The sequence below is a fragment of the Ciceribacter azotifigens genome (assembly GCF_048159625.1).
GTDB classification, from domain to species: Bacteria; Pseudomonadota; Alphaproteobacteria; order Rhizobiales; family Rhizobiaceae; genus Allorhizobium; species Allorhizobium azotifigens.
In genome coordinates this window covers 281591-306695 of record NZ_JBLQTA010000004.1, presented here as the reverse complement: position 1 = coordinate 306695, position 25105 = coordinate 281591, and the positions used below count along the sequence as shown (strand labels likewise).

Annotated in this window: 26 protein-coding genes, 1 tRNA gene and 2 pseudogenes; 15 read left to right on the top strand and 14 right to left on the bottom strand. The window is 62.5% G+C overall.

All coding sequences use genetic code 11. The features are described from left to right. The first annotated feature begins 112 nt into the window (after positions 1-112). On the top strand, positions 113-706 hold the full coding sequence (locus tag ACM6UT_RS08860) for a LysE family translocator (protein WP_416796976.1): 594 nt from the start codon (positions 113-115) through the stop codon (positions 704-706). Here ACM6UT_RS08860 and ACM6UT_RS08855 read toward each other — a convergent pair. The 4 genes and pseudogenes from ACM6UT_RS08855 to ACM6UT_RS08840 all read right to left on the bottom strand — a co-directional run. Further along, positions 698-787 (bottom strand): annotated as a pseudogene (locus tag ACM6UT_RS08855) (DUF2269 family protein); the annotation flags it as partial. The gene ACM6UT_RS08860 and the pseudogene ACM6UT_RS08855 sit on opposite strands and share 9 nt — an antisense overlap. A gap of 24 nt (positions 788-811) precedes the next feature. Next, on the bottom strand, positions 812-1597 hold the full coding sequence (locus tag ACM6UT_RS08850) for an anti-sigma factor family protein (RefSeq protein WP_416796975.1): 786 nt from the start codon (positions 1595-1597) through the stop codon (positions 812-814). Beyond that, positions 1597-2151, bottom strand: a complete 555-nt coding sequence (locus tag ACM6UT_RS08845; RefSeq protein ID WP_416796974.1) for an RNA polymerase sigma factor — start codon at positions 2149-2151, stop codon at positions 1597-1599. Before ACM6UT_RS08845 ends, ACM6UT_RS08850 begins: the two co-directional genes overlap by 1 nt. Then, a complete protein-coding gene (locus ACM6UT_RS08840) occupies positions 2135-2509 on the bottom strand; it encodes a COG4315 family predicted lipoprotein (RefSeq protein ID WP_416796973.1) in 375 nt (124 codons plus the stop codon). The genes ACM6UT_RS08845 and ACM6UT_RS08840 overlap by 17 nt, the downstream gene beginning before the upstream one ends. A gap of 229 nt (positions 2510-2738) precedes the next feature. Between ACM6UT_RS08840 and ACM6UT_RS08835 the strand changes: the two genes are divergently transcribed. Next, positions 2739-3866, top strand: coding sequence for an ATP-dependent DNA helicase (locus ACM6UT_RS08835; protein WP_416796972.1), 1128 nt, complete (start codon positions 2739-2741; stop codon positions 3864-3866). 15 nt (positions 3867-3881) lie between these two features. On the opposite strand, the gene ACM6UT_RS08830 is transcribed toward ACM6UT_RS08835, so the two are convergent. Together ACM6UT_RS08830 and ACM6UT_RS08825 are read right to left on the bottom strand one after the other, a co-directional pair. Further along, on the bottom strand, positions 3882-4382 hold the full coding sequence (locus ACM6UT_RS08830; protein ID WP_416796971.1) for a DUF4405 domain-containing protein: 501 nt from the start codon (positions 4380-4382) through the stop codon (positions 3882-3884). 132 nt (positions 4383-4514) lie between these two features. Then, positions 4515-5210 carry a MerR family transcriptional regulator gene (locus ACM6UT_RS08825; protein ID WP_416796969.1) on the bottom strand — a complete coding sequence of 232 codons (696 nt, stop codon included), beginning with the start codon at positions 5208-5210 and terminating at the stop codon, positions 4515-4517. A 395-nt stretch (positions 5211-5605) separates the two neighbouring features. Between ACM6UT_RS08825 and ACM6UT_RS08820 the strand changes: the two genes are divergently transcribed. Beyond that, on the top strand, positions 5606-6358 hold the full coding sequence (locus ACM6UT_RS08820; RefSeq protein WP_416796968.1) for a pyridoxine 5'-phosphate synthase: 753 nt from the start codon (positions 5606-5608) through the stop codon (positions 6356-6358). An 80-nt stretch (positions 6359-6438) separates the two neighbouring features. Here ACM6UT_RS08820 and ACM6UT_RS08815 read toward each other — a convergent pair. Further along, positions 6439-7289, bottom strand: a pseudogene (locus tag ACM6UT_RS08815) (bifunctional helix-turn-helix transcriptional regulator/GNAT family N-acetyltransferase). Between the two features lie 60 nt (positions 7290-7349). Further along, complete coding sequence (locus tag ACM6UT_RS08810; RefSeq protein ID WP_416796967.1) at positions 7350-8069, bottom strand: aspartate/glutamate racemase family protein; 720 nt, start codon at positions 8067-8069, stop codon at positions 7350-7352. Between the two features lie 161 nt (positions 8070-8230). Here ACM6UT_RS08810 and ACM6UT_RS08805 point away from each other — a divergent pair, with 161 nt between their 5' ends. Then, positions 8231-8695: an Lrp/AsnC family transcriptional regulator gene (locus ACM6UT_RS08805; protein ID WP_416796966.1), complete on the top strand. Its 465-nt coding sequence runs from the start codon at positions 8231-8233 to the stop codon at positions 8693-8695. Positions 8696-8698: 3 nt separating this feature from the next. On the opposite strand, the gene ACM6UT_RS08800 is transcribed toward ACM6UT_RS08805, so the two are convergent. From ACM6UT_RS08800 to ACM6UT_RS08785, 4 genes are all read right to left on the bottom strand, one after another. Further along, positions 8699-9088, bottom strand: coding sequence for a DUF4087 domain-containing protein (locus ACM6UT_RS08800; RefSeq protein ID WP_416796965.1), 390 nt, complete (start codon positions 9086-9088; stop codon positions 8699-8701). A gap of 344 nt (positions 9089-9432) precedes the next feature. Continuing rightward, entirely contained in the window at positions 9433-9672 is a 240-nt protein-coding gene (locus ACM6UT_RS08795; RefSeq protein WP_416796964.1) for a hypothetical protein, read from the bottom strand. 59 nt (positions 9673-9731) lie between these two features. Continuing rightward, positions 9732-9962: a hypothetical protein gene (locus tag ACM6UT_RS08790; protein WP_416796963.1), complete on the bottom strand. Its 231-nt coding sequence runs from the start codon at positions 9960-9962 to the stop codon at positions 9732-9734. Between the two features lie 238 nt (positions 9963-10200). Continuing rightward, positions 10201-10383, bottom strand: coding sequence for a hypothetical protein (locus ACM6UT_RS08785; RefSeq protein ID WP_416796962.1), 183 nt, complete (start codon positions 10381-10383; stop codon positions 10201-10203). A 322-nt stretch (positions 10384-10705) separates the two neighbouring features. Between ACM6UT_RS08785 and ACM6UT_RS08780 the strand changes: the two genes are divergently transcribed. Together ACM6UT_RS08780 and ilvC are read left to right on the top strand one after the other, a co-directional pair. Beyond that, positions 10706-11344: a TetR/AcrR family transcriptional regulator C-terminal domain-containing protein gene (locus tag ACM6UT_RS08780; RefSeq protein WP_416796961.1), complete on the top strand. Its 639-nt coding sequence runs from the start codon at positions 10706-10708 to the stop codon at positions 11342-11344. Between the two features lie 64 nt (positions 11345-11408). Beyond that, positions 11409-12428, top strand: a complete 1020-nt coding sequence (gene ilvC / locus ACM6UT_RS08775) for a ketol-acid reductoisomerase (protein WP_416796960.1) — start codon at positions 11409-11411, stop codon at positions 12426-12428. 107 nt (positions 12429-12535) lie between these two features. Here ilvC and ACM6UT_RS08770 read toward each other — a convergent pair whose 3' ends face one another. Beyond that, positions 12536-12910, bottom strand: a complete 375-nt coding sequence (locus tag ACM6UT_RS08770) for a hypothetical protein (RefSeq protein ID WP_416796959.1) — start codon at positions 12908-12910, stop codon at positions 12536-12538. Between the two features lie 380 nt (positions 12911-13290). On the opposite strand from ACM6UT_RS08770, the gene ACM6UT_RS08765 reads away from it, so the two are divergent. Further along, positions 13291-14517, top strand: coding sequence for an aminotransferase-like domain-containing protein (locus ACM6UT_RS08765; RefSeq protein WP_416796958.1), 1227 nt, complete (start codon positions 13291-13293; stop codon positions 14515-14517). A gap of 87 nt (positions 14518-14604) precedes the next feature. On the opposite strand, the gene ACM6UT_RS08760 is transcribed toward ACM6UT_RS08765, so the two are convergent. After that, positions 14605-16506 carry a CASTOR/POLLUX-related putative ion channel gene (locus ACM6UT_RS08760; RefSeq protein WP_416796957.1) on the bottom strand — a complete coding sequence of 634 codons (1902 nt, stop codon included), beginning with the start codon at positions 16504-16506 and terminating at the stop codon, positions 14605-14607. Between the two features lie 311 nt (positions 16507-16817). On the opposite strand from ACM6UT_RS08760, the gene ACM6UT_RS08755 reads away from it, so the two are divergent. The 8 genes from ACM6UT_RS08755 to ACM6UT_RS08720 all read left to right on the top strand — a co-directional run bounded on the left by ACM6UT_RS08755 (position 16818) and on the right by ACM6UT_RS08720 (position 25042). Beyond that, positions 16818-17558, top strand: a complete 741-nt coding sequence (locus tag ACM6UT_RS08755; protein ID WP_416796956.1) for an NUDIX hydrolase — start codon at positions 16818-16820, stop codon at positions 17556-17558. A 50-nt stretch (positions 17559-17608) separates the two neighbouring features. Beyond that, positions 17609-18538, top strand: a complete 930-nt coding sequence (locus ACM6UT_RS08750) for a PhzF family phenazine biosynthesis protein (protein ID WP_416796955.1) — start codon at positions 17609-17611, stop codon at positions 18536-18538. A 127-nt stretch (positions 18539-18665) separates the two neighbouring features. Beyond that, positions 18666-18741, top strand: a tRNA-Lys gene (locus ACM6UT_RS08745). 154 nt (positions 18742-18895) lie between these two features. After that, positions 18896-19285: a hypothetical protein gene (locus tag ACM6UT_RS08740; RefSeq protein ID WP_416796954.1), complete on the top strand. Its 390-nt coding sequence runs from the start codon at positions 18896-18898 to the stop codon at positions 19283-19285. Positions 19286-19684: 399 nt separating this feature from the next. Next, positions 19685-22201 carry a mechanosensitive ion channel family protein gene (locus ACM6UT_RS08735; RefSeq protein ID WP_416796953.1) on the top strand — a complete coding sequence of 839 codons (2517 nt, stop codon included), beginning with the start codon at positions 19685-19687 and terminating at the stop codon, positions 22199-22201. Between the two features lie 113 nt (positions 22202-22314). Then, positions 22315-22578: a hypothetical protein gene (locus tag ACM6UT_RS08730; RefSeq protein ID WP_416796952.1), complete on the top strand. Its 264-nt coding sequence runs from the start codon at positions 22315-22317 to the stop codon at positions 22576-22578. 187 nt (positions 22579-22765) lie between these two features. Then, positions 22766-23587 (top strand): response regulator, encoded by an 822-nt coding sequence (locus ACM6UT_RS08725; RefSeq protein ID WP_416796951.1) that lies wholly within the window; start codon positions 22766-22768, stop codon positions 23585-23587. A 108-nt stretch (positions 23588-23695) separates the two neighbouring features. Further along, positions 23696-25042: a diguanylate cyclase gene (locus ACM6UT_RS08720; RefSeq protein ID WP_416796950.1), complete on the top strand. Its 1347-nt coding sequence runs from the start codon at positions 23696-23698 to the stop codon at positions 25040-25042. Positions 25043-25105: the final 63 nt, after the last annotated feature.

The window sequence follows — 25105 nt, the reverse complement described above, 5'->3', positions numbered from 1 at the left end:
ACAGTCCGGTTTGGCTCTTGTTCGCGTGTCACTGCAACAATTCCGCGCTGGACCGGCCGATCGCGTCGACTATGTTGACCTGACCAAAAACAAGTTTCCAGACAGGACGGTCATGACCTCGGAAATGCTGATCGCGCTGACGCTGTTTGCCTTCTCGACCTCGATCACGCCGGGGCCGAACAACATGATGCTGCTCGCCTCGGGCGTGAATTTCGGTTTCCGGCGCACGGTTCCGCATATTCTCGGGATAGAGCTCGGCTTCGGGGCGCTGATCCTTGCCGTCGGTCTCGGTGTCGGGACGATCCTGTCGGCCGAACCGCGGCTCTATCTAGCCCTCAAGGTGGTGGGTGGCGGCTATCTTCTCTGGATGGCGTGGCACATCGCCACGACGCGGCAGATGGGGGAGGCGGCCGGCGAGGCGCGTCCCTTCAGTTTCGTTCAGGCGGCTCTCTTCCAGTTCGTCAACCCCAAGGCCTGGGTCATGGCGGCCGGCGCGGTCGCGGCCTATCAGAGCCCGAATTCCTACGTCCGCGACTCCGCCCTGATCTTTCTCGCCTTCATGTCGGTCGGCATCTTCTGCACGGCCGCCTGGGTCGGGTTCGGCTCGGTGCTCAAGGGCTGGTTGTCCGATCCCGTCAGGCTCAAATGGTTCAACATCACCATGGCGGTGCTGCTGGTCGCAAGCCTGTGGCCGATGCTAGAATAACGCGATCGACGGTCTGGCAAGCATCAGCCAGATGATCGCGAGGACGGCGAAGAAGGCGGGGAAGCCGCAGGCGATGCCCACGCCGTCAGACCAGAGCTGGGCCGATCATCCCTCGAACTGCCGGTAACATTCCTCGGCGATCTCTCGGAGCCGTTCGCGCGAGATCTCGCCGCTCAGTGCATAGCCGACCGGTCCGTCGATCCAGTAGAACGTTTCGATGGTGCCTTCGGTTGCATAGCGGAAGCTCGTCGCGCGGTTGGCGTCGTTGCGCCCGGCAAGCACCGTGATGCGTTCGCCGCCGGCGTCCTCGTACATCAGCATGGCGCCGGCCTTCCCGCCGACAGGTACCAGCCGGCCGCCGACCAGGCGGTATCCGAACCGCGAAAGGTCGGGAATGCTGAACGGATAATCGAGCCGCTTGCTGAGCCAGGCGGCAAGATGCTCCTGTTCGTCGGCGCCGACCTCCACCGGATGGCGGACATCGCTCGCATAGATGAGGAAGGCGGATCGAGCCTCCTGCGGCAAGGCGGCGACCGTCTGGGGCAGAAGGGGCGTCCTTTCCAGAAGAGAGGGCATCGCCTGCCCGATGGCGATACCGGCGCCGAGAAGGACCAGGGATGCGGCCATCTGCCGGAAGGGGAGGCGGCGTAACCGTCGCGCTGCCTTCGGCTGCGGCGTCAGCAGGAGTTCCGGATCGCGCGGGTCGCTGCGGGCATGGCCGGCGAAGAGCGCACGGATGTCGTCGTTCTGGGCCTGCCAGTCGGCGACCATGGCGGCGTCTTCCGGATGTGCCTCGAGCCAGGCTTCGACCTCGCTTCGACGCGCGTCGTCGAGCTGTCCGTCGACATAGGCGTGCAGGTCTTTTTCGTCGATGGAGCCGGGTTCGGGCATTACTTTGGTCTCCGGAGCGTAACGATATTCTGTTGGGTGAGCACCAGCCGCAGCCGTTCACGCGCACGGGAGAGGCGCGACATCACGGTCCCGATTGGAACTCCGAGCAAGCCGGCGACCTCCTGATAGGCGTAGCCTTCGACGACTACCAGCATGAGAACCGAGCGATATTCCGGGGCAAGCCCGTCTAGGGCTGCATGCAGGCGATCGCGCTCGAGCGGGTCCGCCGCCGTCGCCGGCGCTTCGAGGTGGTCTGCCTCGCCGATGTCGACGGCGGGAAAGCGGCGGGCACTGCGGCCACGATTGTGGTGCAGGTTCGTCATGATCGTGTAAACCCACGCCTTCAGGCTGCCGCCACGCCACGTCCTGCGCTTGGCGAGTGCCGTCTCCACGCAGTCTTGCAGCAGGTCCTCGCCGTCGGGATCCGAATGTGTGAGGCTGCGCGAATAGCGCCGCAGGCCCGGCAGCAGCGCAAGCATGTCTTCTTCGAAAAGTCCGGAGCCGGGGCTTGTGCTGCCCGGCTTCGCCTTCTCCCTGTCAGGGCCTTGCGGCATCCCATACGCCTTTCACGCCGTCGCCGGTGGCATCGCCTTCCTTTTGGTCCTTGGCCCAGAAGTAGAGCGGCATGCCGTCCTTCGCCCACTGCATTGCGCCATCCTTGCGGGTCACCAGCGAATATGCACCTTCGGCCTTGGCACCGGAAGCGGCGAGGAAAGGCGGCCAGTTCCTGGCGCAGTCGTCATAGCAGTTCGATACGCCGTTCTGGTCGTTGCGGAAGGTGTAGAGCGTCATGCCGTTGTCGCCGGCGACGACCTCGCCCTTGTCGGTCTTGACGGTCTTGACCGGCGCCTGCGCAAGGGCCGGACCGGCGAGCGCGACGATGGCGAGAGAGAGAAGAAGACGGGATTTCATGGCGGAACCTCCGAAGTGTTGCCCGGCACGTCCCGATCGGTCGTGCCTGATGTCTAAGACACCCGAGCGGCGGGTTTTATTCCCGGCCTGACGAAAAAAAGGTCGGCAGAGCTTTCCGGCAGGGGAAGGGGTGCCGCGATCCGGCGAAGGGAGACGGCTCGGAGGGGCGGTCTTCGGGATCGCCGCCGTCGCGCTTGCCAACGGGGGGGAATCCTGCCAAGCACGGCGCATGCAGTTCGCACCCCAGCAGGACGATGCCCTGAAGGCCGTTTCGAAATGGCTGAAGGAGGGCAGGCAGCCCGTCTTTCGCCTGTTCGGCTATGCCGGCACGGGCAAGACGACGCTTGCCAAGCATTTTGCCGAGCACGTCGACGGCGACGTGCTGTTCGCAGCATTCACCGGCAAGGCGGCGCAGGTGCTGCGCTCGCGCGGTGCATCGAATGCGAAGACCATCCATTCGCTGATCTACCGGCCGCGCGGCGAGGAGGCGGTCGAGGACGAGGAGACCGGCAAGACTTCGATCTCGCCGATGTTCGCCATCAATCGTCAGAGTCCGGTCGCGAAGGCTGCGATGATCGTCATCGACGAATGCTCGATGGTCGACGAGCAGCTCGGCCGCGACCTGATGAGCTTCGGAACGCCGATCCTCGTGCTCGGCGACCCTGGCCAGCTGCCGCCTGTATCGGGCGGCGGCTTCTTCACCGATCACGAGCCGGATTTCCTGCTGACGGAAATCCACCGTCAGGCCCGGGACAATCCGATCATCGAACTTGCCATGCACATTCGCGAGGGCAAGGAGATCATGCACGGGAACTATGGGACTGCGAAGGTGATTTCCAAGAACGAGGTCTCGCAGGATCTCGTCCTCGAAGCCGATCAGGTGCTGGTCGGCACCAACCGCACGCGGCGGCGCTACAACAAGCGGCTTCGGGAGCTGAAGGGTTTTACTGCCGAGTACCCGCAGGCGGGCGACAAGCTCGTCTGCCTGCGCAACGACCAGGTCAAGGGGCTGCTCAACGGTTCTCTCTGGCAGGTGATGACGTCCTCGCGGGAGACGGTGAAGCCCGGCATCAACCTGCTGATCAGGCCCGAAGACGACGACATGGACCGGGGTGCCGCCAAGATCAAGCTTCTGAAGGCGGCGTTCGAGGACATCGAGACCGAAATTCCCTGGACGACCCGCAAGCGCTACGACGAATTCGATTACGGCTACGCGCTGACGGTGCACAAGGCACAGGGTTCGCAGTGGAACAACGTCGTTCTCTTCGACGAGAGTTTTGCCTTCCGCGATACCCGCGAGCGCTGGCTCTATACGGCCGTCACCCGTGCGGCGGAAACGCTCACCATCGTCCGGTGAGCGTTTCGGGCGCCTCTACTGTTTCAGCGTGGTCAGAGCCATCACAACGTCGCGTTCCGTTTTGCCGGAGGCGGTAGCGATCTCGGTCAGCGGCTTGCCGGGTTCGGCGGCGGCGAAACCCTTTTCCTTGAGTGTCGCGACGAAGGCTTCCTCGGTCTGGCCGTAGAGCGCCGCGATCTGGCTCGGCGTGCCGCCGACCACCAGTTCGATCATCGCCACCTGCGGACTGACGCTCGTCGCTCCGGTCATCGCCGGCCAGGCGAAGGCGATCCCGGCGGCGAGCGAGAGGCCGAGCGCGATCGCCATCGGCGGCCGCTTGAAGTAGCTCATGAAGGGACGCCAGTTTCGCCAGATGTGCAGCAAGAACGGTGCGACCAGCACCATGCTCAGCAGTTCGTGCATCTCCCGGAACGCGCTCGTGCCGAAGTGAAAGAAGAGGGCGACGCCGGAGACGAGCGATATCAGGAAGAGACCGGTGGTGAGCGGCGTGGCGTAGCGGGAGAGAAGCGCAGGCATTGTCGTTGTCCATCGTTGTTGGCGATGGAGCCGTGATAGGCGGAGTCGAACCTGTCGTCGTGTTACAAAGTTGTCAGGTACGACAATTGTCAAGTATGCGACAACCTGTCCGCGCGCCGCTCTCTGCGGGATCTACGAGGCGATGACCCCGGACAGCACGGCTTTTGCGACTGCCTGGAAGCGATTGCTGGCGTCGAATTTGCGGATGATCGCCGCCTCCGTAGCCGTGATTTCCTCGCCTGCCATGTTGAGCGTGCGGGCAATGCGCGTCGGCGTGTAGCCCTCCGCGATCAGTTCCAGGCAGCGCCGCTCCAGATCGGAAAGTTCGACGCCGTCGTGCAGGTCGGCGCCGGAAGCCTGTTCGCCCGCGCCGTCGGGAGAGAGGAGGGCGATGATCTGCTGCATCTGCCGGCGGATGGTGGAGAGCGCGGCAATGAGTTCGCGCTTGCGGGCGACGAGGGCTTGCTGAAATATCGCGCTCGCCTCCTCCTCCGAGGCGGCGGTCGCGAGTTCCTCCATCAGCTCCTGGATGACGGCGATCGGCATGCCGATCTCGCGGCACGCATTGATGAGCGCCATGCGCGCAATGTCCGCATGGGTGTAGACGCGCATCAGGCCGACGCGACCCGCCTTGATAAGGCCCTTCTCCTCGTAGAAGTGCAGCGTGCGATGGGTGATGCGGAACATGTTCGCCATGTCGGCTATGGCGACCGGCTCCGCCGGCATATTGCCCGGAAGCGGCATCTGCGGCAGGTAGCCGGGAATGCCGCGTTCAAAAACCGGAGACCGATCGCCCTGCAGCGGGCCCTCCTGCCACCGTTCAGCCATATATGTTCCCCTCGTTTTCTTGCGTCTACATCGTCTCGGCTGCGTCTTTCCTGCTGGACCCTCGATCAACCGCGTCAGGCCTGTCGGGCGCGGCGGCGCAAGGCGTCTGGACACGGGGCTTCCTGAATAAACGTGCAGATTAACGACGTCCTGCGGAGGTTGTAAACCTCTACAGGTGCCCAAGTTTGGTGATTGCAACCAGGCCGGTCGGAATGGATGGTCTCCGGTCGACTTGCGCCTATCCAGGATTGCGGATGGGTGTGGATGCTGCAACCGACCGCAGTCGATTTCCATCAAGACCTCACATGAAGCCATATGTTTTTGTCGTTGGCGTTCTTTCGAGCGATGCCGTAAATGACGATCTGCAAGACCCACGTCCTCATGGAACCGCGCCGATGCCCGCCAAGCTTTCCGTCAATCTGAATGCCATTGCGATGCTGCGAAACCGCCGGGATCTGCCCTGGCCGGATCTCGCCCATTTCGGGCGCATTGCTCTTGCAGCCGGCGCGAGCGGGCTCACCGTCCATCCGCGTCCGGACCAGCGTCACATCCGCTTCAGCGATCTGCCGGTGCTGCGGGCGCTGATCGACGACGAGTTTCCCGAGGCCGAATTCAACATCGAAGGCTATCCGACAGAGGAGTTCCTGGCGCTCTGCGAAGCGGCTGAGCCGGAGCAGGTCACGCTTGTGCCGGACGATCCGAGCCAGGCGACCTCGGACCACGGCTGGGATTTCGCCGGGCAGCAGGATTTTCTGAAGACTGTCGTGGCGCGCCTCAAGGGGAAGGGCATGCGCGTTTCGCTCTTCGCCGACGGTGATGGCGACGCGCAAGCCATGGCGCTTGCGGCGCAGACGGGCGCAGACCGGGTGGAACTCTATACCGGTCCCTATGGCGGCTGCTACGACGACCCGGAGCGTGCGGCCAACGAGATCGAACGTCTCGGACGCACTGCCGATGCGGCGATCGCCCACGGTCTCGCCGTCAACGCGGGGCACGACCTGACGGTCGCGAACCTGCCGCCGCTCGCCCGCCGCATCCCGCAACTCGCGGAGGTTTCGATCGGTCACGGGCTCACGGCCGATGCGCTGGAATACGGCATGGCGGAAACGGTGCGCCGTTTCCGCCATGCCTGCGGCCAGAAGGTCTGAGACGGGCGGCCGGATCGTCCCTCATGGTGCGCGAGGCGCGGCGGCGGTTCGACGTCAAGCGCGTCTGAAGTCCATCGGCGCTAGAGATCGAGCGTCCAGGTCTGGCCGTTCAGTTCCGGACCGAACAGCGTGTGGCGGCTCTCCGACTCGAGCTTGAATCCGGCCTTGATGTAGATGTGCCTCGCCGCGTGCAGGATGTCGTTCGTCCAAAGCGTCATGCGCCGATAGCCGCTGCGGCGCGCGAATTCGATGCATTGGTCGACCAGCAGGCGTCCGAGCCCGAGCCCGCGAGCGGCTTCGTCGATATAGAGCAGCCGCAGCTTGGCGACGTCGTCGCCGCCGTTCATCACCAGCACCGAGCCGATCCGGACGCCGCTCCGCTCAGCAATCCAGCAGCGCTCCTTCGCCGCGTCGAAGTTCGCCAGGAATTTCGAGGCGACGTCGCTGACGAGCGCCTCGAACTGGTCATTCCAGCCGAATTCGCGGGTGTAGAATTCCGCCTGCGACTGCACGATCCAGCCGAGATCGCCCGGCCGGTGCGGCCGCAGCACGGGCGGGGCGGCGTGGCGCCTGTCGGTGTCGAGCAGACGGGTGACCGTCGCCATCGCGGTGATGAGCGTCTCCCGCTCGGAGAGACCGATGCCCTCCAGCATCGTTGCGAGCTGGTCGCGGGAAAGCTCCGCGAGGAGCCGGTATTCGGCGATGCCGTCGGCAGTCAACGTCAGAAGCTGGCTGCGGCCATCGGCAGGGTCACGGGTCTGCTCTACCAGCTTCCTCGTTCGGAAGGCCTTGAGTATGCGGCTCAGATAGGCCGGATCGAGGTGCAGTTCGCCTTGAGATAGGCGCGGTCCAGAATGCCGATGCGGTCGGTGTAGAACCGGTTGAAGGCACGCACGGCGTCGATGGTCGTCAGGTCTCGGGTGTCCGGCATCGATTTCTCCTCGAATACCGGATAAAGCAGAAAATAGACAATGACAACTAAATAGTTGACTTAGGCAACTAATTTCTCGCCGGGTCGAACCTCCGACAAGGCAAACTCGACGGCAGCGGCCGCGTGAATCCGGGTGGAATCGAAGCCGGGCAGGGAGAGTTGGTTGGGGTCGATCAACAGGCAGATCTCGGTGCAGCCGAGAATGACGCAATCGGCGCCGGCCGCCTTCGCCTTGTCGATGATCGCGAGATAAGCCTCGCGGGAGGCATCGATGACCTTGCCGGCACACAGTTCGTCAAAGATGACGTCGTGCACGGTCTGCCGGTCTGCCTCTTCGGGCACGATGGGATCGAGACCCTGCTTGCGCATGCGCTCGGTGTAGAAGCCGTGCTCCATGGTGTAGTGGGTGGCGAGCAGGAGCGGGCGCCTGAAGCCTTCGGCGCGGATCGCCGCGCCCGTCTCGTCGATGATGTTGATAAGGGGAATATTGACGCGCGCGGCGACGGCGTCCGCGACGAGATGCATGGTGTTGGTGCAGATCAGAACGCAATCGGCGCCTGCCGCTTCGAGGCCGCGGGCGCAATCGCCCAAGCGGCTTTCGGCGAGATCCCAGCGGCCGGCCTTTTGATAGCCGACGATTTCGGCGAAGTTGACCGAGTGCATCAGTACTTCGGCCGAGGCGATGCCGCCGAGTCGGCTGCGGACCATCTCGTTGATATGGCGATAGTAGACTGCCGAGCTTTCGAAGCTCATGCCGCCGATAAGACCGATTGTTTTCATGGTCTGGTTCCCTTGCTGGAGTTTGCAGGGATTATCCGTCCGAGGCGGAGCAAGCGGATTGCAAACTTCCGATGCGGGCTGCTAATCTATGCATCGATTTTGCGCAAAGAACGCGGAATACGCGCGCCATGTGCACGATATAGCCTGGAGGAGAGTGAGAGATGCTGGACGAGCGTGATCGGAAGATTTTGGATGCGCTGCAGCATGACGCGGCGATACAGGTATCGCAGCTCGCCGAATTGGTCGCGCTTTCGCCCTCGGCCTGCTCGCGCCGCATCCAGCGGCTGGAAGAGGCTGGATATATTGCAAGGCGGGTGGTGATTCTTGACCGTGACAAGGTCGGCGTGCCGACCACCGTCTTCGCGCTGGTGAAGACCTCGCATCATTCCGAGGACTGGACGGAGGCGTTCCGCCGGGCGATCAGCGACATCCCGGAGGTCGTCGAAGCGCATCGGCTGACCGGCAGCTACGACTACCTGCTGAAGATCGCCGTTCCGCGGGTCGAGCAATATGACGTCGTCTACAGGCGACTGGTGCGCCGTATCGAACTCTTCGACGTCTCCGCCTTCATATCGATGGAGACGCTGAAGGCCGGCGAGGCGGTTCCGGTCAATTATGCCGAATGAGGATTATTCCGGCTTCGGCAGGCTCTTGTCCGCCCGGCACTTGGCGATCTTCAACTGCTTGAACGAGTAGATCGCGGTGATCCGGCCGGCCGAGGCGTCCTGCGGATCGGTATTGCGTTCCGTCTCGACCTTCATGCAGCCGCACGCATAGCCGTAATAGCCGTTGGTCTTGACGTAGTCCCCGGCGGAGATATCGCCCATGTTCTCCATGCCGAGCGCCTCGGTTTCAGAGCCTTGGGTCGCAATGATCCAGGTGCCGTCGCGGTCATCGAGCCAGTAGTTGCCGGGGGTCGGGTTTTGGACCCAGCCACAGCGGTTTTCGGCCGCAAGGACGATACTCGGCAGTGCGGCCAAAGCGCCGGCGATCAACAATGTAGAGATATAGGCCCGCATCGGTGTGCTCCGTGGAGGATTGAGATCCAGCAAGCCATAGCGCGGACACACTCTTCCGCCAAATCCCAAAACTGGTGAGAAGCCTTATCAATGCAATCGGGCCCCGGAGCTTGCGCTCCGGGGCCGTGGGCCAATTCAGACCGGGGAGGGATCAGTTGTTGTGGCCGTGGCTGGGTTCCAGCGACGGCGCGCTGCGGTCATTCATGGTCCGGTATTCGTCGCGGCTCTGGTTGCTGATGGAGCCGGTGTAGAAGATGCTGGTGTCGGCCGGAGCCTTTTGGTAGCTCGCCTCGGGTANGGAGCTTGCGCTCCGGGGCCGTGGGCCAATTCAGACCGGGGAGGGATCAGTTGTTGTGGCCGTGGCTGGGTTCCAGCGACGGCGCGCTGCGGTCATTCATGGTCCGGTATTCGTCGCGGCTCTGGTTGCTGATGGAGCCGGTGTAGAAGATGCTGGTGTCGGCCGGAGCCTTTTGGTAGCTCGCCTCGGGTACGCCGGAGACGGTACGGCCGTTGGTCGGCTCGAGCGCGAAGGCGGACGTGGCGAGAGAGGCGAGGACGGTTGCTGCTGCAATGATGGTCTTCATGATCTCATTCCTTTTTCACTTGTTTCAGTCATGCGGGCAGTTCTCCCGCATGAAGCAAATCAGTCGTGGCTGGGCTCCAGCGACGGGGCGCTACGGTCGTTCATGGTCCGATAGTCGTCGCGGTCCTGGTTGCTGATGGAGCCGGTGTAGAAGATGCTGGTGCCGGCCGGAGCCTTTTCGTAGCTCGCCTGGGGTTCGCCGGAGACGGTACGGCCGTTGGTCGGCTCGAGCGCGAAGGCGGAGGTGGCGAGAGAGGCGAGGACGGCTGCTGCTGCAATGATGGTTTTCATGATCTCATTCCTTTTCAGTTGTTTCCGTCATGCGGGTAATTCATTCGCATGACGCATACCTATGATTGTAGTGACGGGCGAAGATCGTCCGTTCGCGGTGATGAGGGGTCACCCGCCGACGAAGGTGCGGGCGACCAACACTGACCGTGCGGTCGGTATTCCTACGGTAGACTTCCTGCACCCGGTCGCCGTTGGTGGCGAAGAAGGGTTACTGGAAGTTCGAACCGGCCGGTGCCATCTAATGGACGGATACGTATCCGCCACCGGTGACGCTGCCAGGGATGGGCTCGATGGCGAAAGCCGCCGCACCTGCGAGGGACCTGATCAGAGCTGTTGCGACAGTGTTCACGATCAACTCCTTGGCTTCGTGCTCGAACTTGTTGGCCTTGTTCGTCGAACTCGGCGGTTCGATGAGAGACATTTGGCGCCGTTGGTCTGCGGTTACAAGATCGATTGCGCAAAATAGAACCGTTCGGTTCGACTTCGTGAAGCAGGTTATCTCTGCCCCTCTTGAAAAGAAAATGCTTTAAAAACACAGGTTTATGGATGCGATGTGTACACATTGTTTTGTGGGATGCATGATTTCTTGCAAATTGACCTCAACTTAATGTGACTGCCGACCCCGCGGTCTTTAATGGGTTTTTCCTGTCGACGCCGTCCATCACAGAACCCTTGACGCCGCAAAGGCGAGGCGGTAAATACGACCAGTACCGTACTGTACGGTACTTTTTGGGAGACCAGCCTTGCAGACCGACGACTCCGCGTCCACCGAGTTCACGCCGCGCCAGAGCGCTGTGCTGGCCGAGGCGTTGCGTCTTCTGGTCGAGGGCGGCGACAAGGCCCTGACGACGGCCGGGCTGGCGCGTGCGGCCAATTGCTCGAAAGAGAGCCTCTACAAGTGGTTCGGTGATCGCGACGGCTTACTGTCTGCGATGATTTCGTACCAGGCGAGCAAGGTCCGGACCTTCGAACGCTCCGGCGAGCGGCTGACCGCAGAAACCCTGACGCAGCATCTCGAGCTCTTCGCCCGCGATCTTCTGGGCGTTCTCGCGGGCGACGTTTCGCTGGCACTCAACCGGCTGGCGATCGGCCAGACGAGCCGCGATGGATCGAAGCTCGGCCGGATGCTGCTCGAGCGCGGCCGGCGCCAGATCGACCGGCGGGCGCGCGCGCTTCTGGAGAGCGGGCAGCGCGACGGCCTGCTGCGCTTTGTCGACGGCGAGGAGGCCTACCGGACCCTTTACGGCCTGATCGTCTCGGACATGCATGTGCGCATGCTGCTCGGCGAAAAGCCGGATGTCGAAAGTTTCGAAGCCCGGGCGGCGAAGGCGGTTTCGTCCTTCCTGACGCTCTACGGCACGGAGAAGATGCTGGCGACCTGAGGTTTTCCAAAGGGCGCCGGATAGGAACTGGTATAAACGGACAAAGCATAGGGAAGGAAAGACAATGCGCGTCTATTACGATCGTGATGCCGACTTGAACCTCATCAAGTCGAAGAAGGTTGCCATTATCGGCTACGGCAGCCAGGGCCGTGCGCATGCGCTGAATCTCAAGGATTCCGGCGCGCAGAACGTCGCCATCGCCCTCAAGGCGGGCTCCGCGACCGCCAAGAAGGCCGAAGCCGACGGCTTCAAGGTCATGACCGTCGCAGAAGCGGCCGGATGGGCCGACCTGATGATGATGGCGACCCCGGACGAACTCCAGGCCGGCATCTACAAGTCGGAAATCGCCCCGAACATCCGTGACGGTGCGGCGATCGCCTTCGCCCACGGCCTCAATGTCCATTTCGGCCTCATTGAGCCGAAGGTCTCCATCGACGTCGTGATGATCGCGCCGAAGGGCCCGGGTCACACGGTTCGCGGCGAATATCAGAAGGGCGGCGGCGTGCCGTGCCTCGTCGCCGTTCACCAGAACGCATCCGGTAACGCGCTCGAACTCGCTCTCTCCTACGCCTGCGGCGTTGGCGGCGGCCGCTCCGGCATCATCGAAACCACCTTCCAGGAAGAGTGCGAAACCGACCTCTTCGGCGAACAGGTCGTTCTCTGCGGCGGTCTCGTCGAACTCATCCGCGCCGGCTTCGAAACGCTGGTCGAAGGCGGCTACGCCCCGGAAATGGCCTATTTCGAATGCCTGCACGAAGTGAAGCTGATCGTCGACCTGATCTATGAAGGCGGCATCGCCAACATGAACTACTCGATCTCCAACACCGCCGAGTGGGGCGAATACGTCACCGGTCCGCGTATCATCACGGCTGAAACCAAGGCCGAAATGAAGCGCGTCCTGCACGACATCCAGACCGGCAAGTTCACTTCCGAGTGGATGCAGGAATGGCATTCGGGTGCAGCCCGCTTCAAGAGCATCCGCCGCATGAACGACAAGCACCAGATCGAGGAAGTCGGCGAGAAGCTGCGCGGCATGATGCCGTGGATCGGCAAGAACAAGCTCGTCGACAAGTCGAAGAACTAATCGGTTTACCGATAACGCCGATGGACGAAAGGCCGGGGAGGGCGACCTCCCCGGCCTTTCTCATCTGATGAAGGGTAGGTGTTTCCGCAGTTGCGGGGAGGCGGCCGTCAGGCGGCCTTGGCGCGGTTAGTGAAGACCACGGCCACGAACAGCAGCATCGACAGGATCGTCACCAGCGAACCGATTGCGGCCACGCCTTCCGTGATGCCGAGGACCGCGAGCGCGATTCCGGGAGCCAGCAGCAGTACGCCCAGCGTGGCGGCCGCGACATGGATCTTTGCGAGCCTCGTTTCGGCCACCGCCGGCATGGCGTGGTAATAGAGGCCATAAAGCGCCACCGAGACCCAGCCCACGAGGTTCAGGTGGGCGTGGGCGGGGGCAAGTACATGGTCATGGCTGGCCGCCATGTAGACGCCGAGCGACATCGCGACGAGTGCATAGAGGCTGGCGCTTGCCAGGCAGAAGAACGGTAGTCCACGCATTGTGATTTCCTCTCCTTTTCTTGCGGAGGCGAGGCAGTATCCCCTCTGTCTATCGACCCCCGGATTTTTACTGTACAACAGGGTTTTCGCGGCGTCTGCGCCCTGTTCGCGGCACCCCCAGTTTTCACAGAGCATTGCCGTCGGGCTGGTCACATAGCCGCCGCCAGCCTTCGGCGCTTCCTAAAACTTCCCTAAGCGGCAAGGGCGGGGTGTTTTCGCGTTCTCCGGACCGGTGCGCGCCTCTCCGATCCCGAAGGCAGGACGCCGAAACAGGGGCGCCGTCCGACACTTATTGTTGTGCTGCAATATAGGTCAGTATTATTGACTTAACGGCGCATCCATGATCTTCTCGAACTTCCAGAACATACGAGGAAACACCCATGCTCAACTGGGAAGCGATCTTCGCGACGCGCTCGTCGCGGATGCGTGCGTCGGAAATCCGCGAGCTCCTGAAGCTGCTCGACAAGCCGGACATCATCTCGTTCGCGGGCGGGATTCCGGACCCGAAGCTCTTTCCCGACGCGCAGTTCAAGGCGGCTTACGCCGACGTGTTCGCGGGCGAAGGCGCCGGCGCGGCGCTGCAATACTCGGTGAGCGAAGGCTACAAGCCGCTACGCGAATGGCTTCAGGGCGAGATGGGCCGGATCGGCATCGACTGTACGCCCGACAACATCTTCATCACCTCCGGTTCACAGCAGGCGCTCGACTACATCGGCAAGCTCTTCCTCTCGCCGAGAGACACGGCACTCGTCGGCTGGCCGACCTATCTCGGCGCGCTGCAAGCCTTCAACGCCTATGAACCGACCTTTGACCAGCTCACGCTATCCGGCAACCGGACGCCGGAGAGCTACCGGAGCGCGGCGCGGAAGGCGGGTGGGGAGGTGAAGTTCGCCTATCTCTCATCTGACTTCGCCAATCCGACCGGGGAGACGATCGACCGCGCTGGACGCGAGCGCCTTCTCGACATCGCCGAGGAACTCAACATCGCGGTCATCGAGGATGCCGCCTATCAGCATCTGCGCTACGAGGGAGAGGCGATCCCGCCGATCCTTTCGCTCGAGATCGCGCGGAAGGGTTCGATCGAGAACACGCACACGATTTACTGCGGCAGTTTTTCCAAGACGCTCACGCCGGGCCTGCGGGTCGGCTATGTGGTCGCGGCGATGCCGGTCATCCGCAAGCTCGTCCTGATGAAGCAGGCGGCGGACCTGCATTCCTCGACGATCAACCAGATCGCCATCGCCCACGTCGCCGAACGCCATTTCGACGAACAGGTCGCAAAGATCCGGGTTGCCTACAGCGCCCGCCGAAACGCGATGCTCGCGGCACTCGACCGCTACATGCCTGCAGGCACGACCTGGACGAAGCCGGAGGGCGGCATGTTCATATGGGTCACGCTGCCGGAAGGCATGGACGGAGCCGCGTTGCTCGCCCGTTCGGTGGAGACGGAGAAGGTTGCCTTCGTGCCCGGCCAGGCCTTCTTCGCCGACCGTTCGGGCGCCAACACGATCCGGCTCTCCTTCTCCTGCGCCGACGAGGCGATGATCGACGAGGGCATCAAGCGGCTCGGACGGCTGATTGGCGGGGTGATCGCGGCGGCGGCCTGATCCGTTCGCCGCGTGAATGCAAGAAAGCCCGCCGGAGACGACGGGCCTTTCTCATGCAGAATACTACCGCGATGGCGACGGCGCCGTTCAGTCGCGCGCGAGCACGATCACCATGTCCTTCCTGTCGAAAGAGATCATCTCGGTACGGTTTGGATTGACCGTGACGCCGCCGAGATTGCGCTCGTCTGGATCGTCCTCGCGCTGCCGCCGGTAGCCGATCGCGATTTCACCCCGACGCAGCGCCGAAAGCGCGATCGTGTGGAAGTTCACCGGTCTGTCGACCGCGACATAGTCCGCCAGCGGGCGGAGGTAGATTTCCGATCCTTCCTCGTCGAGCAACTCGCCGAAGATCGCTGCCATGTATTCGTTCTCGGAGGCCTGTGCGAGCATCAGGCTGACCAGCTTGTTGCTGACCACGAAATCGTCGGCGCGCGTCACCTCCGCGAGTTCGCGGTTGCGCACGTCGATCATCTCGCTGACAACGCTGACGTGCGTGCCGGCCCGCTCCGCGATCTTGCGAAGCTGCAGCAGGGTGACGAGCGTCCGAGTATCGGCCGACTGGGCTGGCATGTCGTCACTGTAGCCGAGCACGAGAACGTGGTCGTAGGACGGAACGTCGAGGGACTCGAGCGCCGTGCGGCTGCTTGTGTCGATCACCCTGTATTCGACGGTGAAGCCAGATCCAGGCACTGCGAGCGAGGAAGCTTCCCGCTCGAACTGCGGTGTGTCGGCGGCGATCGTCAGCAGCGAGCCGGGAGCGACGTAGCGGGCAAGTTCCGTGACGATCAGCGGACCGCGCCTGTTCCAACCGAGGATGAGCGTACGCTCGGGACGGGGCTCACGCACGACGACGGGCAGGATCGCATCCTTGGCACAAGCGGCTGGCCTGGACGAGGTTCTGATCGAGGCATCGTCCTCGGCGATGATGATCGCCTTCTCCCCGGGCTCGAAGACGCGGTTCGGCGACGGGTTGAGGTGTACCTTGCCTGCCTCGTCGCAGATGCCGATCAGCGTCGAACTGTCGTAGGACATCGCGGCGACGCCGAACCGCTTGCCGACGAGGTCGGGCTGGTCGAGCGTGTAGATCTCGCATCCGTCGAAGTCGAGAAGTTCCGAATAGACGGCGCTGAGGCCGCACTGGCGGCTGGAATGGACGACGATCCGCGAGATCAGGTCGTCGGCGAGCACGAGCTGCATTTCGCGTCCACCAACGATCGTCGCGACCTCTGCATTGCCTGCGTCGCGGATCTCGGCGGCGATCTTGTAGGGGGCCGTGCGGCGGTTCGGATCATTGACGAGGGCCAGTACGGTCTTGATGACCTGCGAGTCAGGGTCGTCGGTCTCCGGTGAAAGGACAATGACCGATCGTGACGTCTGCGGGCTCAGGATGTCGAGGTCGTAGAGGTCGGTCGGGTCGCCGCTGCGGCAGATGATCCGGGTGTTCTTGAGATCGCCGACCTTGGCGGCAATCTCCTCTTCCATTTCCACCTTGTCTTTGACGGCCATGACGACGATGCGGGCGCGCTTGCGGCTCTGGTTGGCGATGACGAGTTCCGAGATGATGTCGAAGATCGAGGTTGACCAGTTGAGAATGATCGTGTGGTCGTTCTCGATCACGTGGGAACGGCCCTTGCGCAGTTCGTCGAGTTTGCCTTCGAGGCCGGAGCTGATCACGCTGATGAGGGCGGAGAAGACGAAGATGCCGGCGAAGGTCACGACCAGAGAGACGCCGCGGAAGCTCCAGCCCTGGTCGCCGCCCATTGTGCCGGCATCCATGGTGCGCATCAGCGATTCCCACGCCGCCTCGATGAAGGTGACCGGTGAGCCGTCGTCGGGGCCGATTCCGGCCAATGAGAGGAACGCCGCCGCGAAGATGATGACGACGAGCGAGACAAGCGCCAGCCAGCCGATCAGAGCGACGGTTCCTGCCGCCATGCTCTTGTCGAATTCGTAGCGCAACCGCGCCCGCCAGTTGGTATTCGTCCTCATGCCCATGCCTTCACCCATTTGTCAGATGGCGATGGTGATCGCAGGAATTACCGCCGTATATCAACAGGATGGCCGCTCCCGGGAGATATTGGCCCAATAAAAGTCCGGCATCTCCCCAGATATCTTCCGATCGCTTCGCCGCAGCGGCTGGACGGATCGATCATCCGGGCAGCGATGTGCAGCGGCACGCGATTTGACAATTGGTCGCGGCCTCATCACTTTCCGCTCGGATGTTCCGTTCCGGATCGTCCGGCCTCGCTGCCGCGGATGGTACCTGCAACTATGCGCCTCGCCACATCAGGACTTTTCCAATGAACCTTGCGCCGGATCGTTCGGAACTCCCGTGGCCGCCGGAGAAGACGCTCTTCCCGGTGCGGCAGGTCACGCTGGCAGTGGAGCCGGGCGATCATCCCTTTCACGTGGCGGAGCGGGAGGCGGCGGCGCGCAACTGGCGCGAGGAGATCGCGCGCAATCCGGCGCTGTTCGACGGAAAGATGGTGTTCCAGCGGCGCCTGGATTTTAAGGACGGAGCGATCCGCGGGACCGGGCACATCATTCCCTATTCGACCTTCCTCTGGTGGCGCAGCCAGCCTGCGCCGACGAACGGCTTCCATCTCTTCGGCTTCCCGGTGATCGTGTCGTCAGACGGTGCGATCATCGCCGTCAGAATGTCCGAACACACCGCCAATCCGGGGCAGGTCTACTGCGCCGCAGGCTCCCTCGACGAGGGAGACGTTGTCGAGGGACGTTGCGACCTCCTCGGCAACATGCTGCGCGAAGTCAGGGAAGAGACGGGGCTCGAACTCTCGGCGGACGACACCGACGGCCGGCTTTTTGCCAGCCACCAGCGGCGACGGGTGACGGTCTACCAATTCTTCCGCCGACGCGAGCCCGCCCGCGAACTCGTGACCCAGATCGAGGAGCACATGCGTGGCGAAGAACGCCCGGAGATCGCCGGCGCCGTGGCGATCCGTTCGTCCGATCCGACCGCGCACGTCTATGCCGCCGCCATGCTGCCGCTCATCGACTGGTTCTTCGCCGGCGACCGCTGACGCCGTCGCTTGCACCCGCGCTGCGGCTAGGGCAGTGTGCGGGCGACGGAATGCGGCGAGGAGAGAGATTGGTGCGGCGATACTGCATCTATGACGTGTTCACCGACAGCAAGCTTGCAGGCAATCCGCTTTGTGTCGTCTTCGACGGCGAAGGATTGACCGACCTCGAAATGCAGGCGATCGCCCGCGAGACGAACCTCTCCGAGACAGTCTTCGTGATGCCGGCCGCAAATGCGACGCACACCGCTCGCATCCGCATCTTTACCCCGGCGCGGGAACTGCCCTTCGCGGGACACCCGACCGTCGGCACGGCGGTCGCACTTGCCGAGCTGGAAGGGGCGAACGGTGCGACCGAGCTCGTCTCCGTGCTCGAGGAGAACGTCGGCCCGGTGCGCTGCGCCGTCAGGCTGCGCGAAGGCGAGGCGAGCTTTGCCGAATTCGACCTGCCGCGCACCTCGACCCGGATCGATCTTGCCTTCGACCGCCAGGCCATCGCCGAGGCGCTCTCCCTCAAGCCGCAGCAGATCGGGTTCGAGAATCACGTACCGTCGCTCTGGAGCGCCGGTGTTCCCTTCATCATGATCCCGGTCCAGAATATCGGCGCGGTCGAGCGGATCGAGTTCGATCCGCAGTTCTGGGAGAGAATCGCGCCCTTCGCCGAAGGAGGCCTCGCGTCGGCCTATGTCTATTGCCGCGGCGGCATCCATCACGGGGCAAGGTTCCACGCCCGCATGTTCAGCGCCGACATGGGTATCTCCGAGGATCCTGCGACGGGCTCGGCGGTCGCCGCACTCTCCGGTGCAGTCCATCACTTCGATGCGCTTCCTGATGGCCATCACCCGCTGATGGTGGAACAGGGCGTCGAGATGGGGAGGCCCTCCTATATCCACCTCCATATCGACGTTGCCGACGGCGAGATTGCACGGGCGCGTATCGGCGGCCAGGCCGTTCGTGTGGCGTCCGGGTCCTTAGAGTTGTGAAAACAAGGCGTTAGACGGCGCGTGTGAATTTTTTCCGCCGGAGGGGCAAGTTTTTTCGCTCTGGCGCTGGACAAGTTCCACGATCCTGTTTATACGCCCCCTCACGCCGCCAGACGGCGCGACGGTCGGGTGATTAGCTCAGTTGGTAGAGCAGCTGACTCTTAATCAGCGGGTCGTAGGTTCGAGCCCTACATCACCCACCATTCCTCCTTTTCCTGCATTGAAAATCGCGGTATCGGCCGATCGCCGGCGAGCGCGGGAAATCGACACTTATGAAAAATTCTATACTTTTCCGTCAGCTATCTGTCAGCTTCTGTTCCTTACAACGGCTCCTGTGTTCAACGAGGAGTGCACAAAATGAACAAGTTTCTGGCAACCACCGCCATGCTCACACTGATGGCTTCGGCCCTCGTCTCCGGCCCGGCCCATGCCGGTAGCTGCGCGACGGTTGCTGCATGTCTCGGCCTGTCGTCTTCGTCCAGCACGGGCGGCTCCGACGACGGTGATCAGACCGCAAGCAATGACGACAATGGGACCGATGACGACGTGAACGGCACCGACGACGACAACGGTTCGGATGACGACCACAACGGTTCGGACGACGACCACGGGTCTGACGATGACGGCTCCGACGACAGTGGCGACGACCATGACGGCGGTGACCATAACGACGGCGGCGATCACGACGGGGGCGATCACGACGGTGGCGACCATGATGGTGGTGATCACGACGGTGGCGACGACTGATCGACGGTTCCGGCAGGCTCCAAAGGAGGAGCCGTCTTCAAGCAACGACGAAACGAAGGGGTGGCAGACTGCCGCCCCTTCTTGTTTTTGTTCTCTTGGCGGATGTGCAGCTGTCCATACGGCGGGCGGAGAGCTGCGGAGGACGATCGCCTTATGTTCTCGTTTCCTGCCCTCTGTTCACGTCACGTTCTCGCAATTTTCCTCGAATCCGCAGGTTCTGCCTGTGGATAACTGTGGATAACTTTGTTCCACCAGTTGCGGGTTTTTCCCGTGCTGATTCTCTGCCGGGAATGTCGCCGGGCCTTTGATTCGCCCGGATCGTGGCGCCGTTTCTTTTCTTTCGTGGCGTCAGGTACTATTGTCCGCCACGTTCCGCCACCAGCGAATGAAGGACCGGTCTTGTCGTTTTTCCGCATTCTCTTCCTCTTCCTGCTGACGGCGGGGGCAGGGGCTTTTTTCCTGTCACCCGTCGGGACACGTGTTGCCCAAGCGCAGGAGCCGCTTGTCGCACAGAACGTAACGCCGGAGCAGAAGGCGGCCGATTACATCGCGGATGTGAGGAAGCGGCTCGACGCGCTCGCCGCAGACGTCGAGCGCCGGGCGACCGACGATGCTGCGTTGACCGATATCAAGGTGCGCGTCGATTCGTTGATCCGGGACGTCCTGAAGGTGTCCGTAGACCTGCGGCCGCGCCTGAACGAGATCAAGTCGCGGCTCGACCAGCTCGGCGAACCGCCGAAGGACGGGCAGCCGCCGGAGGCTGCGGAAGTCACGCAGGAGCGTCACAAGCTCACCGCCAACCGGCTGGAGATCAACACGCTGACGGGGCAGGCCGAGGACATTTCGATCAAGGCTTCGGAACTGTCCAACAGAATCATGAAGATGCGCCGTGATCTGTTTGCCGAGCAGTTGTTCGCCCATACAGAGATATCGAGGGACGTGTTCTCGGAGGCGGCGAGCTCGTTTTCGGACGAAACCACCGATTTTCAGCGCACCCTCGGCAGCTGGGTCACGTTCATCCTGAAGTTCAAGCGCGTGCCGCTCGGCATCGCGGTCATGCTGTCGCTCTCGCTCGCTCTCGTCCTGATGTTCGTCGAGTATCGGCTGTTCGGGCGACTGATCAAGCGCGATCCGGCGATCGAGGCGCCGAGCTACATGAGCCGCCTGTCGGTCGCATTCTGGTCGACCATCCTGCCGACGCTGGCGCTCTGCGCCTTCCTCGCGGCGACCTACTTCTTTCTGGATACGTTCAAGGTGCTCCGGCAGGACGTCGCCCCGATGATCGCCGTCACCTTCGCGTTTGCGGGGCTCGTCGTCTTCGTCGGGCTCCTGACGCAAGCGGTCCTCGCGCCGAAGGCGCCGACCTGGCGGCTGATCCGGGTTTCCGACCGCGGCGCACGCCATCTGGTGACGGCCGTCCTCCTGATGGCGGTGATCAACGGGCTCGACTATGTCTTCGGCACCATCAGCGAGGCGCTCGGATCGCCGGTCGTCCTGACGGTCTTCAAGAGTTTTATCTCCTCCACGCTGGTCGGCCTCATCATCTTCGCCGTTTCCTTCATGACGCCGATCGTCGCCGAGACAGGCGACACCCGCGCGCCGGGTCGTCCATGGCCGCGATGGGTGGCGATCTCGCTGCGGCTTGTCGGTCTCGGGCTGATCTTTCTCAGCGCTGTCGGCTATGTCGGGCTCGCGCGCTTCCTCGCAACGCAGATCGTCGTCAATGGCGCGGTGGTCGTCACGATGTATATCGGCATTCTGTCGGGAAAGGCGATCTCCGAGCCCGACCGCTTCGGTGACACGCGGGTCGGCCGGTATCTCCAACGGCGCTTCCTGCTGAACCCGGTGGCACTCGACCAGACCGGCATGGCGGCTGGCCTGCTGATCTACCTCTTCGCGCTGTCGATCGGCATTCCGCTGATCCTGATGTCCTGGGGCTTCCAGCCGCGCGACATCGAGGCGTGGCTCTTCACCATGTTCACCGAGGTCAATATCGGCAGCATCCGGTTTTCGGTCTTCGGCATCCTCGGTGGCATCCTGCTTTTCGTTCTCGGCCTCGTCGGAACCCGCTGGTTCCAGAAGTGGCTGGACGGCAGCATCATGGCCCGCTCGCAGGTCGATCCCGGCGTGCGCAATTCGGTACGCACGGCGATCGGCTATCTCGGCACGGCGCTCGCGGGGCTGATCGGCGTCTCTGCCGCCGGCATCGATCTGTCGAGCCTGGCGCTGGTCGCGGGCGCGCTCTCGCTCGGTATCGGCTTCGGCCTCCAGAACATCGTGTCGAATTTCGTCTCCGGGCTCATCCTCCTGGCGGAACGGCCGTTCAAGGTCGGCGACTGGGTCGCCACCGGCACGACGGAAGGCTTCGTGCGGCGCATCTCGGTGCGCGCGACCGAAATCGAAACCTTCCAGCGCCAGTCGATCATCGTGCCGAACTCCGAGCTCATCAACGCTTCCGTCGGCAACTGGACACACCGCAACAGCCTCGGTCGCGTCGATATCCCTGTCGGTGTCAGCTATGACAGCGATCCGCGACAGGTCATGGCGATCCTCGAGGAAATCGGGCGGACCCACGACGGCGTGCTACGCAATCCAGAGCCCTTCGTCATTTTCGACGGCTTCGGGCCGTCGTCTCTCGATTTCCGTCTTTGCTTCTTCATCGGCGACGTTTTGAATTCCCGCGGCGTCAAGAACGACATCCACGTAACAATCCTGGAACGGTTCCGGGCGGAAGGGATCGGGATACCATTCCCGCAGCAGGACGTTCACCTGCACATGCGCTCCTCCGGCGACGCAAGGCGCCCGGGTGACAGGCGGGGCAGTGGTGGCCCGATGCTTGCAGCGGTCGACGAACGGCCGGGGATGGCACCCGACGGCTTGCCGACGGACGAGGCGAGTGGCAATTTGCGGCGATAGGGGTGTTCAGGCGGCGTTCAGGCCGGGCACGATAAAAGAGGGGTGTCGGGTGAAGGGTTGACCGGAAGCCGACGGTGAGCAAGGGGGCGGCGTCCGCGAGACGCTGCAAAAAGATGACGAGACTGCTTCTGAGTGTTCTCCTTTCGACGTGCATGGCATCCGGTGCCCTGGCGGCAACGGTCATCAACAGCGGATCGTCGACGGTGGTTTTGCAGGTCGTGGAGGACGGCTCGCGCGTCGAGCTTGCGGTGGACGCTGGTGCGAGCGAGAGCTTCTGCCCTTCCGGCTGCTTCGTCACTCTTCCGAGCGGCGACCGTATTGGCCTTGAGGGCGGCGAGACCGTCGAGATCAAGGACGGCATCGCCACCGTGAAGTGACGGCCGCTATCCGACGCGGCGAGCCAATCCGAACCATTGCGGGTCTAACAGACGACGGGCGGCCAAATGCCGCGCCCTCGCCGGAGCGTAAGTGTCCTCAGGTGCTATTCGACGGGGTGCGGATTAATAGTTCCGCAAACCATTCGGTCTAACGTCCGGCGTCGATAAAAAGCAGCAAAGGCATTTCATGACTTTCCTTGGTATTTCGGGCATGCAGTATACCGGAGAATCCTTTCCGGATGCGCGTATCATCGTCGCGGAGGATTCAAACGTCTTTACCTCGATGATCCGCACGAGGCTCAAGGAGCTCTTCAACATCGACGTGGAAATCTGTCGCTCCATGGAGGACTTGCAGGCAGCAAATGAGCTGTCGGATGAACCGGTGACGCTGGCGATTTCCAACATAAACCTGCCCGGAGCCGAGAATGGCGAGGCGCTGGAATACCTGATCGACCTCAATATCCCGACGATCATCTTCACCGGGACATTCCAGGAGCAGTTGCGGGAAAAGTTGCTCGCCAAGGACATCGTCGATTATATTCTGAAGGACAATATCTTCGCGGTCGAAATGCTGGCGGAATCGGTCTGCCGCTTTCTCACGAATCATCGTCACCACGTTCTTGTTGTGGATGACAGTCCGACAGCGCGGGCTTTGCTGTCGAGCCGGTTGAAACGCTACAATTTTCGCGTCAGTCTGGCGGAAAGTGGTGCGAAGGCGATCGAAATACTTAGGGCAAATCAGGATATCGGGCTGGTTATCACTGATTACAACATGCCCGATGTCGATGGCTTCGAACTGACGAGACGGATAAGGGGGGCGAGGGGGTCTCACGAACTGCGGATCATCGGGGTGTCTTCCTCGACGGACCGTCTGCTATCGGCACGTTTCCTCAAGGTCGGCGGCAATGATTTCATGTTGCGGCCGTTTATTGACGAGGAGTTCTACTGCCGGGTGAACCAGAATCTCGACACCCTGACCCAGATAAAGGCGGCACAGCAAAGACTCTGAGGTTGGCCGCACGGAAGTGAGAAGAATGGGGTCGGGTGCGCGAGCGCCCGACCGATGCCTGCATCTATCGACGTTGTGCCACTCATTCGGCTTATGGAAGTAAGAGCAATGTCTTTGCCAACCGAAATGACTGCGGATACCAGACCTTCCTCGCGAAGGAAGGGGCATGTTCTGGTCATAGAGGACTCGCGAACGCTCTCCTCGATCCTGTCGCACCGGTTCGAAAGAGAACACGGCCTCAGGGTCACCCACTGCGCAACGACCGAGGATTTCCGGCATGCCGTCGCAGGCGGGGCCCGGCAATACGACGTTGCGGTGGTGGATCTGAACCTGCCCGATTCCCCCGACGGCCAGATCCTCGATAAGGTGGTTCAACACGATATCCCGGCCGTCGTCTTCACGGCCGACTTCAATCGCCATATGCGCGAGCGGGTGGTCGCACGTGGCGTCGCCGATTACGTCATCAAGAACAACGAGCGGGCGATCGACATGGTGATTGCCGCCGTCGACCGCATCCTCGCCAACCGAAGCGTGCGCGTTCTCGTCGTCGATGACGTGCCGTCGGCCCGCAAGATGCTCGCCGATCTCCTCAAGCTGCAGCAGTTCCAGGTTTTCGAGGCATCGACCGGAACGGAAGCGATGACGATGCTCGAACAGCACCCCGGCATCGAACTCGTCGTCACCGACTACAACATGCCCGACATGGATGGCTACGAGCTGACGCGCCGCATCCGCCGGGTGCATACTTCCGACCGGGTCCGGATCATCGGTATCTCCTCTTCGGCGGACCGGCTGCTCTCGGCGAGCTTTCTCAAGGCCGGTGCCAACGATTTCGTCTATCGCCCCTTCGTCGTCGAGGAACTCCAGTGCCGGATCGGGCACAATGTCGAGACGCTGTCGCAGATCCGGCAATTGCGGCTGGCGGCGTTCAGCGACTACCTGACGGGTCTGTGCAACCGGCGTCATTTCTTCGACGAGGGACCGGCGATCGTCGCCTCGTGTCTCGACCGTGACGAGCCCTGCAGCATGGCGATGCTCGACATCGACCACTTCAAGCGGCTGAACGACACCTACGGGCACGAGATCGGCGACCGGGTGCTGAAGGCGGTCGCAACCCGCCTGCGCGAGACGCTCGAAGACACGGACCACATGCTCGCGCGGCTCGGAGGCGAGGAATTCGGGATCCTGCTGGCGGGCATGGACATCCAGCAAGCGAGCGATTTCTGCGAGATGCTGCGCCACCAGATCGCGGAGGTCAGGGTCGCGCTCGACGACGCCGACCTCGGCGTGACCGCGTCGATCGGCGTGGCGCAGGTCGAGGGGCAAGAGAACTTCAGCAACTACCTCAACGCCGCGGATCAGTTCCTCTATCTCGCCAAGCACTACGGCCGAAATCGTGTCTATTCCGAGCTCGCGATCCTTCAGGAACTGACGCTGAAGCCCGTCGGGACCTGAAACCGGCGAGAGCGAAACGGAGCGACACGACTGCAGGGGGTGGGACTGGCATCCCGCATTGAG